This is a genomic window from Novosphingobium taihuense (assembly GCF_007830315.1).
Lineage (GTDB): Bacteria > Pseudomonadota > Alphaproteobacteria > Sphingomonadales > Sphingomonadaceae > Novosphingobium > Novosphingobium taihuense.
On record NZ_VLKJ01000006.1, the window covers coordinates 159,645 to 174,918 of the forward strand.

13 protein-coding genes are annotated in these 15,274 nt (G+C 64.0%); all 13 read right to left on the minus strand.

Annotation, left to right across the window (positions count from 1 at the left end; all coding sequences use genetic code 11):
* Nucleotides 1-23 precede the first annotated feature (23 nt).
* The 13 genes from IQ25_RS13400 to IQ25_RS13460 all read right to left on the minus strand — a co-directional run bounded on the left by IQ25_RS13400 (nt 24) and on the right by IQ25_RS13460 (nt 15,269).
* A complete protein-coding gene (locus IQ25_RS13400; protein ID WP_144906639.1) occupies nt 24-758 on the minus strand; it encodes a hypothetical protein in 735 nt (244 codons plus the stop codon).
* 198 nt (nt 759-956) lie between these two features.
* The gene (locus IQ25_RS13405; protein WP_144906641.1) at nt 957-1,700 is read right to left on the minus strand and encodes a Bax inhibitor-1/YccA family protein; all 744 of its coding nucleotides are present in this window, start codon (nt 1,698-1,700) and stop codon (nt 957-959) included.
* Nucleotides 1,701-1,824: 124 nt separating this feature from the next.
* Entirely contained in the window at nt 1,825-2,631 is an 807-nt protein-coding gene (locus IQ25_RS13410) for a pyrroline-5-carboxylate reductase family protein (RefSeq protein WP_246415779.1), read from the minus strand.
* A gap of 104 nt (nt 2,632-2,735) precedes the next feature.
* Nucleotides 2,736-3,239: a type III secretion system chaperone family protein gene (locus IQ25_RS13415; protein WP_144906879.1), complete on the minus strand. Its 504-nt coding sequence runs from the start codon at nt 3,237-3,239 to the stop codon at nt 2,736-2,738.
* 213 nt (nt 3,240-3,452) lie between these two features.
* Nucleotides 3,453-5,681, minus strand: coding sequence for an SPOR domain-containing protein (locus IQ25_RS13420; RefSeq protein ID WP_144906643.1), 2,229 nt, complete (start codon nt 5,679-5,681; stop codon nt 3,453-3,455).
* Nucleotides 5,682-5,746: 65 nt separating this feature from the next.
* Entirely contained in the window at nt 5,747-7,210 is a 1,464-nt protein-coding gene (gene ftsZ / locus IQ25_RS13425; protein ID WP_144906645.1) for a cell division protein FtsZ, read from the minus strand.
* Between the two features lie 194 nt (nt 7,211-7,404).
* The gene (gene ftsA / locus IQ25_RS13430; protein ID WP_144906646.1) at nt 7,405-8,685 is read right to left on the minus strand and encodes a cell division protein FtsA; all 1,281 of its coding nucleotides are present in this window, start codon (nt 8,683-8,685) and stop codon (nt 7,405-7,407) included.
* Nucleotides 8,686-8,694: 9 nt separating this feature from the next.
* On the minus strand, nt 8,695-9,660 hold the full coding sequence (locus IQ25_RS13435; RefSeq protein WP_144906648.1) for a cell division protein FtsQ/DivIB: 966 nt from the start codon (nt 9,658-9,660) through the stop codon (nt 8,695-8,697).
* Nucleotides 9,661-9,663: 3 nt separating this feature from the next.
* Nucleotides 9,664-10,617, minus strand: coding sequence for a D-alanine--D-alanine ligase (locus IQ25_RS13440; RefSeq protein ID WP_144906650.1), 954 nt, complete (start codon nt 10,615-10,617; stop codon nt 9,664-9,666).
* On the minus strand, nt 10,614-11,507 hold the full coding sequence (murB, locus tag IQ25_RS13445) for a UDP-N-acetylmuramate dehydrogenase (RefSeq protein WP_258537034.1): 894 nt from the start codon (nt 11,505-11,507) through the stop codon (nt 10,614-10,616). Before murB ends, IQ25_RS13440 begins: the two co-directional genes overlap by 4 nt.
* A complete protein-coding gene (murC, locus tag IQ25_RS13450) occupies nt 11,504-12,916 on the minus strand; it encodes a UDP-N-acetylmuramate--L-alanine ligase (protein WP_144906652.1) in 1,413 nt (470 codons plus the stop codon). Before murC ends, murB begins: the two co-directional genes overlap by 4 nt.
* A complete protein-coding gene (gene murG / locus IQ25_RS13455) occupies nt 12,913-14,079 on the minus strand; it encodes an undecaprenyldiphospho-muramoylpentapeptide beta-N-acetylglucosaminyltransferase (protein ID WP_144906654.1) in 1,167 nt (388 codons plus the stop codon). The genes murC and murG overlap by 4 nt, the downstream gene beginning before the upstream one ends.
* Entirely contained in the window at nt 14,076-15,269 is a 1,194-nt protein-coding gene (locus IQ25_RS13460) for an FtsW/RodA/SpoVE family cell cycle protein (RefSeq protein WP_144906882.1), read from the minus strand. Before IQ25_RS13460 ends, murG begins: the two co-directional genes overlap by 4 nt.
* Nucleotides 15,270-15,274: the final 5 nt, after the last annotated feature.

Consider the following 15,274-nt stretch of genomic DNA (forward strand, 5'->3'; position numbering starts at 1 on the left):
GATTCTTTGGCCGCGCCCGGCGATCAGTTGCCGGCCCCGCTGCGATCGGTGACACTGGTGGACGAGACCACAACAGGTGGTTGCTGCGTATTCACCAGCGCGCCGTACTGAGACTGCCAGATAGCCAGATCATTGCGATAGACCTCGTAGCGGCGGTAGAAATCGTCGTACACGACTTCGATGCTCGGCAGGCTGCGGACCGCGAAAGCCTCAAGCTCTGCCGACTTGATCGCCGCGCCATCGCGCGTCACCGCCATGACGGCATCGCAGAAGTCCGAGAGCGTCGGCGGCAAGGCGTAATGATTGTAGACCGAGGTGATATATGCCTCGCGCGGGGCGATGAACTTCTGCCCGTACTTCTCCTTGAACTCGGTATCGAGCTTTTTGTTGGCCACGTTCAGCGCCTTGGCATGCGTGGTCAGGAAAGCCTTGTAGCGCGGCAGGATGTCGGCGTGCTTGGGCCCGGTGCAATTGAGCGCCGCCACATTGTAGGCCGAACGCAGGTTCCAAACCATCTGCGCTGTCGTGATATTGCGGTTCACCGACTGGCGCAAACCGTTCGCATCGGCCGGTGGCAGGTAGATATTGTCCGACGCGCCGTTGGGCGGCATCGGCTTGGGCGGAATGACCACGACCTTGGGCGGCGGAGGCGGCGGAGGTGGTGGCGGAGGCGGTGGTGGTGGCGCGCAAGAGGCAAGGCCGATGGCCAAGGCCAGTGCCGCGATGGTAGGCGCATGAAGACGCCGGAGACGAAACATTGGCATTCCCCCAAAGGTAGCCGATTGGCCGATGATCCCGTTGACGCAACGTGCAAAATTGCGCCGATCATCCTTGCTGCAAGATGAAGCCGACACTAGCGGCAGTGTTTACACAAGAGAATCCCCTGAAAAAGAAAAACCCGGCGAACCGTTGCGGTCCGCCGGGTCAATCTGGTTCGGTTCGGTTGCTTCAGCGGATCAGCGACGATCGCCCATGAACTGCAGCAGGAACTGGAACATGTTGATGAAGTCGAGGTAGAGGCTCAGCGCACCGAGGACCACGGCCTTGCCGGCAAAATCGGTTCCGGCGACGTAGGCATACTGCTCCTTGAGCTTCTGCGTATCGTAGGCGGTGAGGCCTGCGAAGATCAGCACGCCGAGGAAGCTGATCGCCCAGCCAAGACCCGACGACTTCAGGAAGATGTTCAGCAGCGACGCGATGATGATGCCGAACAGGCCCATGATCAGGAAGCTGCCCATGCCCGACAGGTCCTTCTTGGTCGTGTAGCCATAGAGGCTCAGACCGGCGAAAGCGCCAGCAGTGGCAAAGAACGTCGTCGCGATCGAAGCGCCCGTGTAGACGAGAAAGATCGTCGAAAGCGACAGCCCCATGGCGACCGCAAAGCCCCAGAACATGCCCTGAAGCGCGGTGGTCGAAAACTTGTTCGCACCAAAGCTCATGAACATCACGAAGGCGAGCGGCGAGAGCATCACCAGCCAGATCAGCGGGGTGCCGAGCAGCGACACGGTCAGGCCGGTAGAGGCCGAAAGCAGCGCGACGACGCCCGAGAGCATCACGCCTGAGGCCATGTAATTATAGATCGACAGCATGTGACGGCGCAGACCTGCGTCGAACACTTCGCCGCGGGCCTGGATGCCGGAAAGGCTCGGAGACGCGCCGAAGCCCGTTCCGGTGGGCCGAGGGTCGTTCCAGTTTGCCATTTTCAAAGCTCCGTTCTGTGGCCCCTTTGGCCACGTAGATGGAATATCGGCGCTTTGCGGCCCGCTTTCAAGTGAAACCGAAGCAATGAACTGGCAATCAAATGTAACGAATTGTTGCGCGCGATCAGGATTTGGCGCGGGCCTGCTCGGTCATTTCCGCGCTGCGGTCGCGCGCGCCGCGCAAAGTGTCTTCCATCAGCGCAACAAGACGGCAGTCCTTGTCCAGAACATCGATGCCTACCTGCGTAACGCCGCCGGGGCTGGCGACGCGGCGTGCGAGCTCGCCGGGACCGTGTTCGGAGGCTGCGGCCAGCATTGCGGCCCCTTCGACCATCGACAGCGCCAGTCGGTCCGCCTGCTCGCGCGGCAGCCCGAGTGCCGCGGCGCCTTCGGCCAGCGCATCGATGAAACGATAGACGAATGCTGGACCGGACCCTGCGAGCGCGGTGACAAGGTCCATCTGGTCCTCGCCCGAAAGCCATTCGGCCTGGCCCAGCGGCGCCATAAGTGCATCGGTCTGGGACCGCGCTGCGGCATCGGCATCACCAACGAGCGCGATCGGCGACTTGCCGAGCGCGGCGGCGAGGTTGGGCATCACGCGCACGATGGCACGCGCATCGGGGAAGTTCGACCGGAGCGTCGCGAGATCGACGCCTGCAAGGATCGACAGCAGCAGCGTGTTCGGTCCGACGAACGGACGCACGGTAGCGGCGGCATCGGGCAACTGCTGCGGCTTGAAGCCCAGCAGGACGATATCAAACGCCCCCTCGCCTTCGGGCGCAGACTTGAGCAGGCGCGTGCCCTGCGGAGCAGCTTCGAGATAGGGATCCACAATCGTGAAGGTCTCGGGCGCGATGCCGCCCGCGAGCCAGCCCTTGAGCATGGCGCCGCCCATGTTGCCGCAGCCGAACTGGAGGAAAGTCATGGTCATGGGCAGATTCCTTGAGTCGCGTTTGCGGGCTCAATGCCGTGGCTCTGGGCTGCCCGCAATCAAGAAAGCCCTGCTTCCCCGCCTTCGCTGTGACGCCAAACGGTTCAGGCTTCTCCGGCTGCGTCCACCATCGCGCTGGCAAGGGCATCGGCCGGGCTCTTGTCACCCCACAGGATGAACTGGAACGCGGGGTAGAACCGATCGCACTCGTCCACGGCGGCCTCGATTGCGGCCTGCGCCTGGCTGATCGACAAAAGACCTTCGTCGCCCAGCATCAGTCCGTGGCGATAGAGCAGGACCGAGCCGTTCGACCAGATGTCGAAGTGACCGATCCAGACCTGCTCGTTGATCAACGCCATCAGCTCGTAGACCGCAAGCTTCTTGTCGTCGGGAATGCGAATATCGGGCAGGCACAGAATCTGCAGGACATGGTCCTCGATCCGCCAGATTGCACGGAGCTGATAGTTCGCCCACGAACCCTGGATTTCGCCAGTCACCTCATCGTCCGAGACGAATTCGCACGGCCAGCCGCGCGCCTCGAACAACGAGGCGATCATGTCGACAGGCGCTGCCTCTTCGCGCTCGTTGTCGTCATGGCCGGTCCGCATGGTACGTCCCCTGAACACGTGATCGGGCCTCCTCGGCTGGTCGGCCCGGCAGGGCGATCTGCCCTGACTGCTGCTCATCTCGTCAATGGCGGTTCACACCCCCACCCGACAATCGCGGGTTAACAGGCGGTTGGGCAAAACTCGACAACCTTGTGGGAAAGCTGTGGACAAGGAGTGAACAGCCCGGTCCGCACATGTTCCTGCCAAGCAGGGCTATTTGAGCGAAAGCGTATCCACCGCCTGGCCTGCAGGACTGGTCCACTGGTAGCTGGAGACGCCGCTTTTCTTGAGCCTCGTGACGAATTCCTGCGCTTCGGCTTCGCTTTCGAAGGGTCCGGTGAGGAGGCGGAAGTTGCTGCGCCAAGGCGAAAGATAGGGCTTGCGGCCACGCAGGACTTCGGGCGCTTCCTTCACCAGGCGGCGCCACTCGTTGTCCATCACGTCCTTGTTGCCGCCGGTCAGGACCTGGACCCAGATGCGGCTGGGGTGGCTGGGCGCGGCCTTCTTGGTCTTGGCATCCTTTGCCGCAGCCTTGGGATCCTTGATCGGCTTGCCATCCTTCCCGAGCTTGACCGCTTCCTTAGCAGACGGCTTCTCGGGCTCCTTGGCGGGGATGCGAGACACGTCTGTCGGCCCATCGGGTCGCTCGCCGCGTGCGTCCGCCTTGGTGGCCTTCGCCGTCGGCTTGGGCGCGATCCGCGTGATGTCGACCGCAGCGACCTGCGCGCTGCGCTCTTCCTCGGGCGGGGCGAAAGATTTGAACAGAGAAGCCAGATCGCGCGGCGGCGGCGGTGACGCGGCGGCGGCCGTTTGTACCGGTGGCGTGATTGCGGGCGGGGTCGGAGCCGTCGTTGCGGGCGGTGTTGGCGCGCTTGCTGCCGTCTGCGTGACAGCTAGCGGAGCTGGGGCAGCCATCGCAACCGGTGGCGGTACAGTTCCCGGGGCATTCTGCGGCGTGCCGGTCGATCCGACCTTGGCCAGATCGAAGCTGCCTGCGGTGCCGAGCGTCGAACGCTGAGGGGCAGATGCAGTCTGCGATGGCTGAGGCTGGGTAACTGTCTGGGGCGGAGGCGTTGCAGCTCTTGGCGGAACCGTGGTTGCTGCTGCCACTTGCCCCAGAGCGATCGTCCGTGTTTCAGCCGGTGGTGCCGTAAGATCCTGCTGAAATCCGGGTCTGGCAGCTGTGGACGCTGATGGCGCAATCGTGGTGGTCGGCGTGGGCGTGGAGACCGGGCGGCTTGCAGCCGGTTGCGTCGCACGGATTGGTGGCACCGCAGGTCGCGCCGAACCCGGTGGCACGTCGAGGGCCGAGAGCACGGTCGGACGTGGCACGGCGGGTGTGGTTGCTGACGGAAGCGGCGACGCGCTTGTGTAGGTCTGCGAAGGAACGGGCGCGGGTGCCACGGTTGCCGTGACCGGACGAGCGCTCGCCGTTGCAACTGCGGTGGTCTCGCCCCTGCCTGGACGCCGCCGCTTCTCGCGGCTCGGCTTGTCTGTCGAAGCCGAAGACGGCCCAAGCGGGGCACCACTCGGGATCAGGCCAGCTTCGGCCATGCGGGGTGCGCGGGGATTGAGCGCGGCATATTGCACGACACGCGGATCGTCCCGACCAATGTCTGCGGCGCGCGGGAAACGGCCGAAATTGGCCGCGGCTGCCTGCTGCGAAGGTGTGAGGCGCGGCATATAGCGCAGGTACGGGGCGATTCCGGCGGCGAGGTCCTGTGGCATCGACGCATAGGCGATGGCCACCGCCTCGTCCGACCCGCCGGTGACGGCCATGGCAAATGTGCGGGTGCGCCACGCCGCGCGGTCCTGCTTCTCGATCAAGGGTGCGAGCAAGGCCTCAGCGCCGCGACGGTCACCCGCGATGGCAAGGCTCATCGCATAGCGACGCGTGATCTCGTCGTTGGCACCACGGCTGAGCGCCACCTGATACCAGCGCTGGGCACGACCGTTGTCACCCACAAGATCGTAGGCCAGCGCTCGGTCAGCCGCCATGGCGAAGGTGTCGGCACCCGCTCGCTCGGCCTCGTCGAACGAACTGATCGCCGAGACCGGATTTTCAGCGACGAGTTGCGCCTTGCCGAGCAGCGCCTTGGTCCGGCCATTGCCGGGCTGGACCTCGTCCGCCCTTGCCAGAAAACCGATAGCGGCATCGCTGTCGCCCAACTTCAGCGCGGCGTCAGCTGCGTCGAACAGGGCCGAGACATTGCGCGGATCGGCAGCAAGACGCGCAAGCGCGGCGTTGAGATCACGCGTGGGGCTTTGGGCGGTCGACTGAACAACCGGGCGTGAAACCGAGACCGGACCGTCAGGATCGTCGTCGCCCTTGCCCGATGCCTGCGCGAGAACCGGAGCCGAGGCCGTTGCCAGCAAGAGGGCAACCGTCAGGCGCATGCTGCCGGTGCCGAGAAAACGCGCGATGGGGAAGCGGTTGATCATCCTGCCGCGCTCTATACCGATCCGAAGATGAAGCGGCGGCAACAGGTGCCACCGCTCATCCCATTTTACTGGTTGTTCTGACGACCGAGGAAGCGCGGAATGTTGAGCGCACTCCCATCGTCGTCGCCATCATCGTCCCCGCCGCGATTGCCGCGCGAAAGATTGGCCATGCGTTCGAACAGCGTGCTGCCGCCCGAAGGCTTGGCAGGCTCAGCCTCCGGTGCACGGCCAAGGCGTGGCATGGCCGGAGCAGGCTCCGGTTCCGGAGCAGCCTGGGGGGCCGGTTCAACTGGCGCTTCCATACCGCCCAGCGACAGTTCGCCTGAATCGGTCTCTTCCTGCGCCTCGGAAAGATCGAGGGTCAGATCGAACGGCTCAGGTTCAGGCTCTGCCGCTGGCGCAGCGGGCTGCACCTGCTCAGCCGCAGGCGACCAAGCAGGCTGAGCGGGCTCGGCCGGAGGCGGAGTGTAGACCGGCGCGGCAGGTGCTGCGGTTGGAACGGCGGGGCCACGCGATGTATTCGGGATCGAAACCGGGCGCGAGGCGATTTCGGCCTGTTCCTGGCTCTGTTCGATGCCGGTGGCGACCACCGAGACGCGAATCTTGCCATCAAGGTCCGGGTTGAACGCCGAACCCCAGATGATGTTGGCGTTCGGGTCGACCAGTTCGCGGATGTGGTTAGCCGCTTCGTCGACTTCGAGCAGCTTCATGTCATCGCCGCCGATGATCGAGATGATCACGCCCTTGGCGCCCTGCATCGAAACGCCATCGAGCAGCGGGTTGGCAATGGCGCGTTCGGCCGCTTCGAGTGCGCGGTTCGGACCTTCGCCCTCACCCGTACCCATCATCGCCTTGCCCATCTCGCCCATGACCGAGCGGACGTCGGCAAAGTCGAGGTTGATCAGGCCCGGCATGACCATGAGGTCGGTGATCGAGCGAACGCCCTGCTGAAGCACTTCATCGGCCAGCTGGAACGCTTCCTTGAAGGTCGTCTCTGCCTTGGCCACAAGGAACAGGTTCTGGTTCGGGATGACGATCAGCGTATCAACGTGCTTCTGCAGCTCCTCGATCCCGCTTTCGGCAGAGCGCATGCGGCGCGTGCCTTCGAACAGGAATGGCTTGGTCACCACACCCACGGTCAGCACGCCCTTGCGGCGTGCTGCCTCCGCGATGACGGGAGCCGCACCAGTACCGGTACCGCCACCCATGCCAGCGGCGATGAACACCATGTGCACGCCTTCGAGAGCGCGTTCGAGTTCCTCGATGGTTTCTTCCGCGGCAGCACGACCCACTTCAGGGCGGGCACCAGCACCCAGGCCTTGTGTAATGTCGGGGCCGAGCTGAATGCGGTTTTCCGCGATCGAGTTGTTCAACGCCTGCGCGTCAGTGTTGACGACGATGAACTCTACGCCCTCAATCTGAGCATTGATCATGTTGGCGATGGCATTGCCGCCTGCACCACCAACCCCGATCACCGTGATCCGGGGACGAAGTTCGTCGATAGCCGGCGGTCCGATGTTGATGCTCATAGTCGGTCTCCCAATCGGGTCATTGGCCTCACTGATGGCAGACATGCGCGTTCAGCGAGTTTGTAAAACTTCACATTAACCTGTTGCACAACGCAGCCAGCCGAATCAAAGGCGGTTTTGCCTTTTCCACAGGTTGCATGGGCGTCAAAGGCCGCAATTCGTCGACTTCGGACCGGTTCGGCCGAAATTCCATTTCAGAAGTAATCCTTTACTGCGCGCCAGAGGCGAATCAGCAGGTTCATGCCCTTGTAGGATCCGCTCGGCGCGAAGGCCGGCCCGATCGCGCGAATGTCGACCGGATCGGCCGCAGCAAAGAGCACGAGTCCGACCAGTGTCGAGGAACTTGGCGTCGCATGTCCCGGCGGAAGACCAAGCATGGTCGGCGGCGAGCCGATGCGGACGGGGCGTCCGAGTGCGGCCTGCGCATAGTCCGCAAGCCCCGGCAACTGAGCGCCGCCACCGGTGAGGACGACCTGCTGGCCCGTCTGTCCGACGAAGCCCATCGCCTTGAGCGCCTTGCCGACTTCCTCGGTGAAGAAGCCGAGTTGCTGGGTGATGACCGAGATCAGCTCAGCACGCGGAATGCGGTTCTTGTCGTCAGCATGGCGCGCAACGGGGCCGCCTTCGGGATCGCCGGGCGCGTTGACCGGGATCATCTCGCGGTGATCGGCGGGGCTGGCGATGGCCGAGCCGGACATGCATTTGAGCCGTTCTGCCTGATAGCGGCGGATACCGAAAGCCGAAGCGATGGCATCGGTAATGTCGCCTGACCCGTACTGGATCACCTGCATCCCGAGTAACATGCCGGCCGCATACACAGACACGGTGGTGACCTCAGCGCCAAATTCCACCAGCGCAACGCCAAGCTCGCGCTCCTCGGGCGTCAGGCAGGCATGTCCTGCGGCGACAGGGGAGCCGACGACGGCCTCGACATCGAGATGCGCGTTTTGCACCGCCTCGCGGATATTGCGCACCGGCGCGCCGTCGGCGAGCATGACGTGGATGTCGACGGCAAGGCGCTCGGCGTGGAGACCCTTGGGGTTCGGCACGCCGTGAGCGCCATCGAGCGTATAGTGTGCAGGCTGGGCGTGAAGCACGGTGCGGCCGTCGGGCTGGATAACCTCGCGCCCTGCTACCAGCAGATGCTCGATATCGTCCTGCTCGATCCGCCGACCGCCCACTTCGACCTCGACCCGTGCCGTTGTGCTGGCAAGGCCGGCCCCCGAGCAGCCGATCCAGACCTTCTGGATATCGACATTGGCCATCTTCTCTGCGCGCTCGATAGCATCGCGGACCGAATGCGTGGCGGCCTGCATGTCGGTCACATAGCCGCGCTTGATGCCCTGCGCGGCGCGATGGCCTGACCCCAGCACGACCATTTCGCCCGTTTCCGAGAGCCCCGCGATCATCGCGGACACGCGGAACGAGCCGATATTGACGGCAGCAAAGACCTTGGTGATGCGGGGCGTTGCCATTGTGCCGGATCAGCCCTCGTCGCTCTTGGCGGCGGCGGCAAGACGCTTGGCTTCAGACTTGGCCTGCTCGGCAGCGCGCTTCTGGGCGGCGACTTCTTCAGCATGACCGGGTACGCGCATATAGATGCGGTCTGGCGCGCGCATATCGAACGCCGCGACCTTGCCGCCGAGGAGGCGGTTGACGCCGTCCATCCGCGCAAAGCTCAGCAATGCACCGGCCGACTTCTCGTCGCCTTCAGGTAGGGCAAGAACCTGCTTCGTCTTGAAGGTCAGATTCCAGCGGCGATTTCCGACCCATTCAGCCTCGGCGACCTGCGGCTTCAGCGCGGGGGCGGCATCGAGCAAGCGCGTCAGGTCTTCGACCCGCTGGCCGACGCCGAGGCCGGAGAGTACCAGCATTCCCTTGGCTTTGTCGGGCTTGACCGTCTCCAGTTCGGTGCCTGTATCGTCGATCAGGACCAGTCGGTCGGGCTTGCGCAGCACCGCGTGAGGGCTACGCTCGACGATGTCGATGACCAGCGTATCAGGCAACTTGCGCGAGACGCGGGCGTCCTTGACCCAAGGCAATTGGTTCAGCTCGTCGCGCAAGGCGGCAAGATCGAGCGTGGTCATTGCCCGGTCGTTCTGGCCGAGCACGCGCTCATAGATCCGCTGCTCGTTCATGCGGTTGACGCCGCGCACTTCGAGGTGGCTTACCTTGAAGCCTGCGTCCGAGGCGATCAGTGCCGCCTGTTCCGAAGCCAGCGCCGGAATCCCGGCCATGACCGCGACGGTCCAGACCAGGGCGACGGCCACGGCTAGGATCACCGTCATCACGATCCGGTGGAGAGTCTCTTCGCTGAACGGAAGCCAATGCATGACAGTGTCGAGCATTGAGCCGGTCTGCTGGCGCGCTGACTGGACCTTGCGCTGCGTCGTGCGCGCAGCCGCTGCCCGCCGCACGCCCTTTCCGCCACGCTTGATCGTCTGCGCCATGGTTCAGGCCTTCCTTCCGTCAGCTTTGGCGTCCTTGATGGCCTCGGCGATGATTGCCTCGACCAGATCGGGATAACCCATGCCCATCGCCTTGGCCTGTTCAGGCACGAGGCTGAGCGGGGTCATGCCCGGCTGCGTGTTCACTTCTAGCAGGAACAGACCTTCGACGCCCTGCTCATCGTCCCAGCGGAAGTCCGAACGGCTGGTGCCCTTGCAACCGAGCAACTGGTGCGAACGCAGCGCGATCTGCTTGCAAGCCTCGGTGATCTCTTCGGGGATCTGGGCAGGGCAGATATGGTCGGTCATGCCATCGGTGTACTTGGCATCGAAATCGTAGAAGCCGGACTTCGGCCGCAGTTCGGTGACAAGCAGCGCACGGTCGCCGATGACCGCCGTGGTCAGTTCGCGGCCACGGATGAAGGGTTCGGCCAGAAGCTCGTCGAATTCCTGCCAGGGCCCTTTGCTCTCGGCGCTGATCGGATTGCCATAGTTGCCGTCCGCCGTGACGATGGCGACGCCGACCGAGGAGCCCTCGTTAACCGGCTTGAGCACATAGGGGCGTGGCAAGGGATCGCCCTTGTACAGCTCTTCCGTGCGCACGATGCGCCCACCGGGCATCGGAATGCCATGCGGCACCAGCGCCTGCTTGGTCAGTTCCTTGTCGATCGCGATGACCGAGGTGGCGAGGCCGGAATGGGTATAGGTCAGGCCCATGATATCCATCAGGCCCTGGATCGAACCGTCCTCTCCGGGTGTGCCGTGGAGCGCGTTGAACACGACATCGGGCTTGGCCTCGGCCAGACGCAGAGCCACCTGACGATCCATGTCGATGCGAGTTACCTGATGGCCCTTGGCTTCAAGCGCCTTGGCCACGCCCTCGCCTGACATCAGCGACACAGGCCGCTCGCTCGACCAGCCGCCCATCAGCACCGCGACGTGGAGTTTAGAAAGCGTCACGGTCTGCCAATCCTCTTGATTTCCCATTCGAGCTCGACGCCCGACATGTCCTTCACGCGCTTGCGCACTTCCTCGCCAAGCGCCTCGATCTCGGCGCTGGTCGCTTCACCGGTGTTGATCAGGAAGTTGGTGTGCTTCTCGCTGACCTGCGCGCCGCCGAGCGACAGCCCGCGGCATCCGGCCTTGTCGACCAGTTCCCATGCCTTGCCACTTTCGGGGTTCTTGAAGGTGGAGCCGCCGGTCTTCGAGCGCAGCGGTTGCGAAGCTTCACGGGCAGCGCTGATACGGTCCATCTCGGCCTGAATGGCGTCGGGCTCGCCGGGATGACCTCGGAACCGCGCAGCGACAACGATGGAGCCATCGGTCAGGTCGGAATGGCGATAGGTGTAGCCGAGTTCGCTCAAGGGCAGCGTTGCGATCTCGCCCGAGCGGATCACCACGTCGCAGTCGATCAGCACGTCCTTCACTTCACGGCCATAGGCCCCGCCGTTCATGCGGACGAAGCCGCCAACCGTGCCGGGGATCGAGCGCAGGAATTCGAGGCCCGCGATGCCATTGTCGCGCGCGGTGGAGGACACGAGAATCCCGCTCGCCCCGCCGCCGCAGTTCAGCGTAACTTCGTCGATTTTCTCAACCTTGGCAAAGGCCTTGCCGAGGCGGATGACCACGCCCGGCACCCCGCCATCGCGAACGATCAGGTTGGAGCCGAGCCCAAGTGCCATGACCGGCACGGCCGGCGCGAGGCCGGCAAGGAAATCCTGCAGATCGGCAACGTCCCTTGGCTCGAACAGCCAATCGGCCGTTCCGCCCGACTTGAACCAGACCAGCGGCGCAAGCGGTGCATTGGGCGTCAGCTTGCCGCGAACCGATGGCAGCGTGAGCGTGGTCACCCCTGCCCCCTTTCACGCGCAATCGCATCGGCAAGGCCCGCCGCCCACTTGGTGATGTCGCCCGCGCCGAGGCAGACAACCATGTCACCCGGCTGCACCGTGGCGGCAAGTTCCTTGGCGAGCGCGTCCGGCCCGGCCGTCAGATGCGCCGAGCGATGCCCGCGCGCCTTGATGCCTTCGACCATCGCAGCACTGTCCACGCCCTCGATAGGCTGCTCGCCAGCGGGATAGACCGGCGCGGCATAGACCACGTCGGCATCATTGAACGCGCCCTGGAAATCTTCCATGTGATCGCGCAAACGGGTGAAGCGGTGCGGCTGTACCACCGCGATGACCCTGCCCTGCACTCCCTCACGCGCTGCAGCAAGCACGGCGCGGATTTCGACCGGGTGGTGGCCGTAGTCGTCGATCACCGTCACGCCATTGACTTCGCCAACCTTGGTGAAGCGACGCTTGACCCCGCCGAACTTCCCGAAGCCGGTGCGGATCAGGTCTTCGGATACGCCCATTTCCACGGCGACCGCGACGGCAGCGAGTGCATTCTGGACATTGTGGCGGCCCGGCATGGGCAGTTCGATGCCCTCGATGCGGCGGAAGGAGCCATCACGTTGCCGCAACACGGCGGTGAAGCGGTTGCCTCCCGGGATCGGTGTGACGTTCTCGCCCCGAACATCGGCCTGCGCAGAGAACCCATAGGTCACTACGCGGCGATCGCGCACCTTGGGGATGATCGCCTGAACTTCAGGGTGATCGATGCACAGCATCGCCGCGCCATAGAACGGCACGTTCTCGATAAACTCGACAAAGGCCGACTTGACCTTGTCGAAGCTGCCATAGTGATCAAGGTGTTCGGGGTCGATGTTGGTGACGACTGCCAGCGTTCCGTCCAGCCGCAGGAACGAGCCGTCGCTCTCATCGGCCTCGACCACCATCCACTCGCTGTCACCCAGACGGGCGTTTGAGCCGTAGGAATTGATGATACCGCCGTTGATGACAGTCGGATCAATCCCGCCCGCGTCGAGCAGGCAGGCGACCATCGAAGTCGTCGTCGTCTTGCCATGCGTGCCAGCAACCGCGACCGTGCTCTTTAGCCGCATCAGTTCGGCCAGCATCTCGGCGCGGCGCACCACGGGGATGCGGTTCTCAAGTGCCGCGACGACTTCCGGATTGTCTCGCTTCACGGCCGTCGACGTGACGACCACTGCCACGCCGTCGACGTTCTCGGTCTTCTGCCCGATCATCACCTTGATGCCGCGCGACCGCAGACCCTCGACGACATAGCTCTCCGCAATGTCCGAGCCCTGCACCGAGTAGCCCATGTTGTGCATGACCTCGGCAATGCCGGACATGCCGATGCCGCCGATGCCAACGAAGTGGATCGTCCCGATCTCGGTACCGACGCCCTTCATGCCAGTTGTCCCTGCGCAGATGGTGCTGGGCTACGCGTGTCGACGCGGATAACGTCCATGATCGACTCGCCGCCAAAGCTTTCGACCAGATCAGCAAGATCACTGACGGCGTTGGGCAGGCCACAATTCCACGCGGCGTGCGCGGCATTGGCTAGTGTATGCGGGTGCTGGGCCATAGCCTGAATTTGTTTCGCCAGTTCCTTGGGAGTGAAGCCGGTCTGCCGGATTGCGCGTGCTCCACCCGCAGCGACCATTTCGCGCGTGTTGGCGGCCTGATGATCGTCGGTAGCGATGGGCAGCGGGACGAGGATCGCGGGACGGCCGACTGCGGTCAGTTCGGCAATTGTCGATGCCCCGGCACGACCGATGAACAAGTGCGTGCCCGCAAGGCGCGCCTGCATGTCTTCAAAGTACGTGCCCAGTTCGGCCGGAATCTCGTGAGCGGCATAGCGGGCGCGGACGGCTTCCAAGTCTTCGGGGCGGCACTGCTGGGTCACCTGCAGTCGATGACGCAGCGCAGGCGGGAGCATGGCAAGACCGTCGGGCACGACTTCGGACAGGATCGAAGCGCCTTGGCTGCCACCCGTCACCAGCACGCGAAACAGGCTGTCCTCGGTGAACTCGGGGAACGGCTCACCACGCAGCGCCAATACGTCCGGACGCACCGGATTGCCCACGCGATGGACCTTGCCCCACAGCTTGGGATCAAGGCGGTCAACCTCGCCATAGGCGGTGGCGATCGCATCGACGCGGCTCGCAAGGAAGCGGTTCACCCTCCCCAGCACAGCGTTCTGCTCATGGATCACCGTCGGGATCTTGGCCGAATGCGCGGCCAGCAACGCAGGCAACGCAGGATAGCCGCCGAAGCCGATCACGCAGGATGGCTCGAAGCTTTCGAACAGGCGCAGCGCCATCGCGCGGCCCTGCCAGATTGCGCGCAAGCCCTTGAGCAACGCAACCGGGTTCTTCGCAAGCCGCCCGGCCGGGAGCACATGCGCGGGCATGAAATCCGGCTTGCCGGGGATCTTGGCGCCACGCTCGTCCGTCACCAACGCGACGTGATGGCCGCGCCGTTCCAGTTCCACCGCCAGCGCAAAGGCTGGAATGAGATGTCCACCCGTGCCGCCTGCCGCGAGCACGTAATGCCGTGAAGCGCCACTCATCTGCGCACCAGTTCCGTAACGTCGAACTTCTCGCGCGAAAGGTAGGGGTTGCGCCGCGTGATCGCGAGCAGCAGCCCGACACCCATGAGCAACGCAATGGTGGACGATCCGCCGTAGCTGATCAGCGGCAAGGTCATGCCTTTCGAAGGGAAAAGTTGCAGGTTCACAAGGATGTTGATGAACGCCTGCCCTACCAGCTGTGCGGTCAGCCCGGCTGCCGCAAGGATGGTGAACAGATCGTCCTCATCAAGCAGTCGCATCAGCACGCGCAACGCGATCGCGCAATAGATCGTGACGATCACGGCACAGGCAATCAGCCCGAATTCCTCACCGACCACCGAAAAGATGTAGTCGGTGTGCGCTTCGGGCAGCGCGTTCTTGCGACTGCCGAGCCACAAGCCGGTCCCGCTCCAGCCGCCGTTCATCAGGGTCCGCATGGCAAGGTCGACCTGGTCGAACTCGCTGCCGCCCGAGATGAAGTTGTCGATACGGTGTGTGGCGTTGGGATAGAAGAAATACGCGGCGATAACCACGAGGACGAGCCCGCCCATCGAGTAGAGGATCTTGTTGATCGAGAGGCCCGAAAGCAGCGCCAGCACGAACCAGACGCCACCGAACAGCATGGTCGAGCCGAAGTCTGGCTGGGCCATCAGCAGCACGCCAACAAGGCCCATGATCGCCACCGTGATCGGGATGACAGGAATGTTCGGATCGCGCACGCGCCACGAAAGTATCCACGCCAGCGCAATCGCAAAGCCCGGCTTGAGGAATTCCGATGGCTGCAGGCTGAAGCCGATCCACAGCCAGCGCTTGGCTCCCTTCACCTCGCTGCCGACCAGCGGAACGAGCACCAGAGCAACGACCATTGCTCCCGCCAACAGGATCGCCCCACGCCGCGCCGCCTCCTTGGGCAGGACCGAGGCGAAGAACATCGCCACCAGACCGACCGCGACCCAGCGCAGGTGAATCCAGAAGAAGTAGAGATCACCCAACGACTTGCTGCTGGTCGAAAGACGATGGGCGGAAGCCGGCGAAGCCGCTGCCACGGCAATGCAGCCAATCGTCACCAGCGACAGGATCAGCGTCAGCAGCACGCGGTCGATTTCGCGCCACCAGATCAGCAGTTCGCTGCGGCGGCTGCGGCGGAAGCGAGCGCCGTGGCCAACCACGCGAACGCCGCCATCGGGCATCGTCG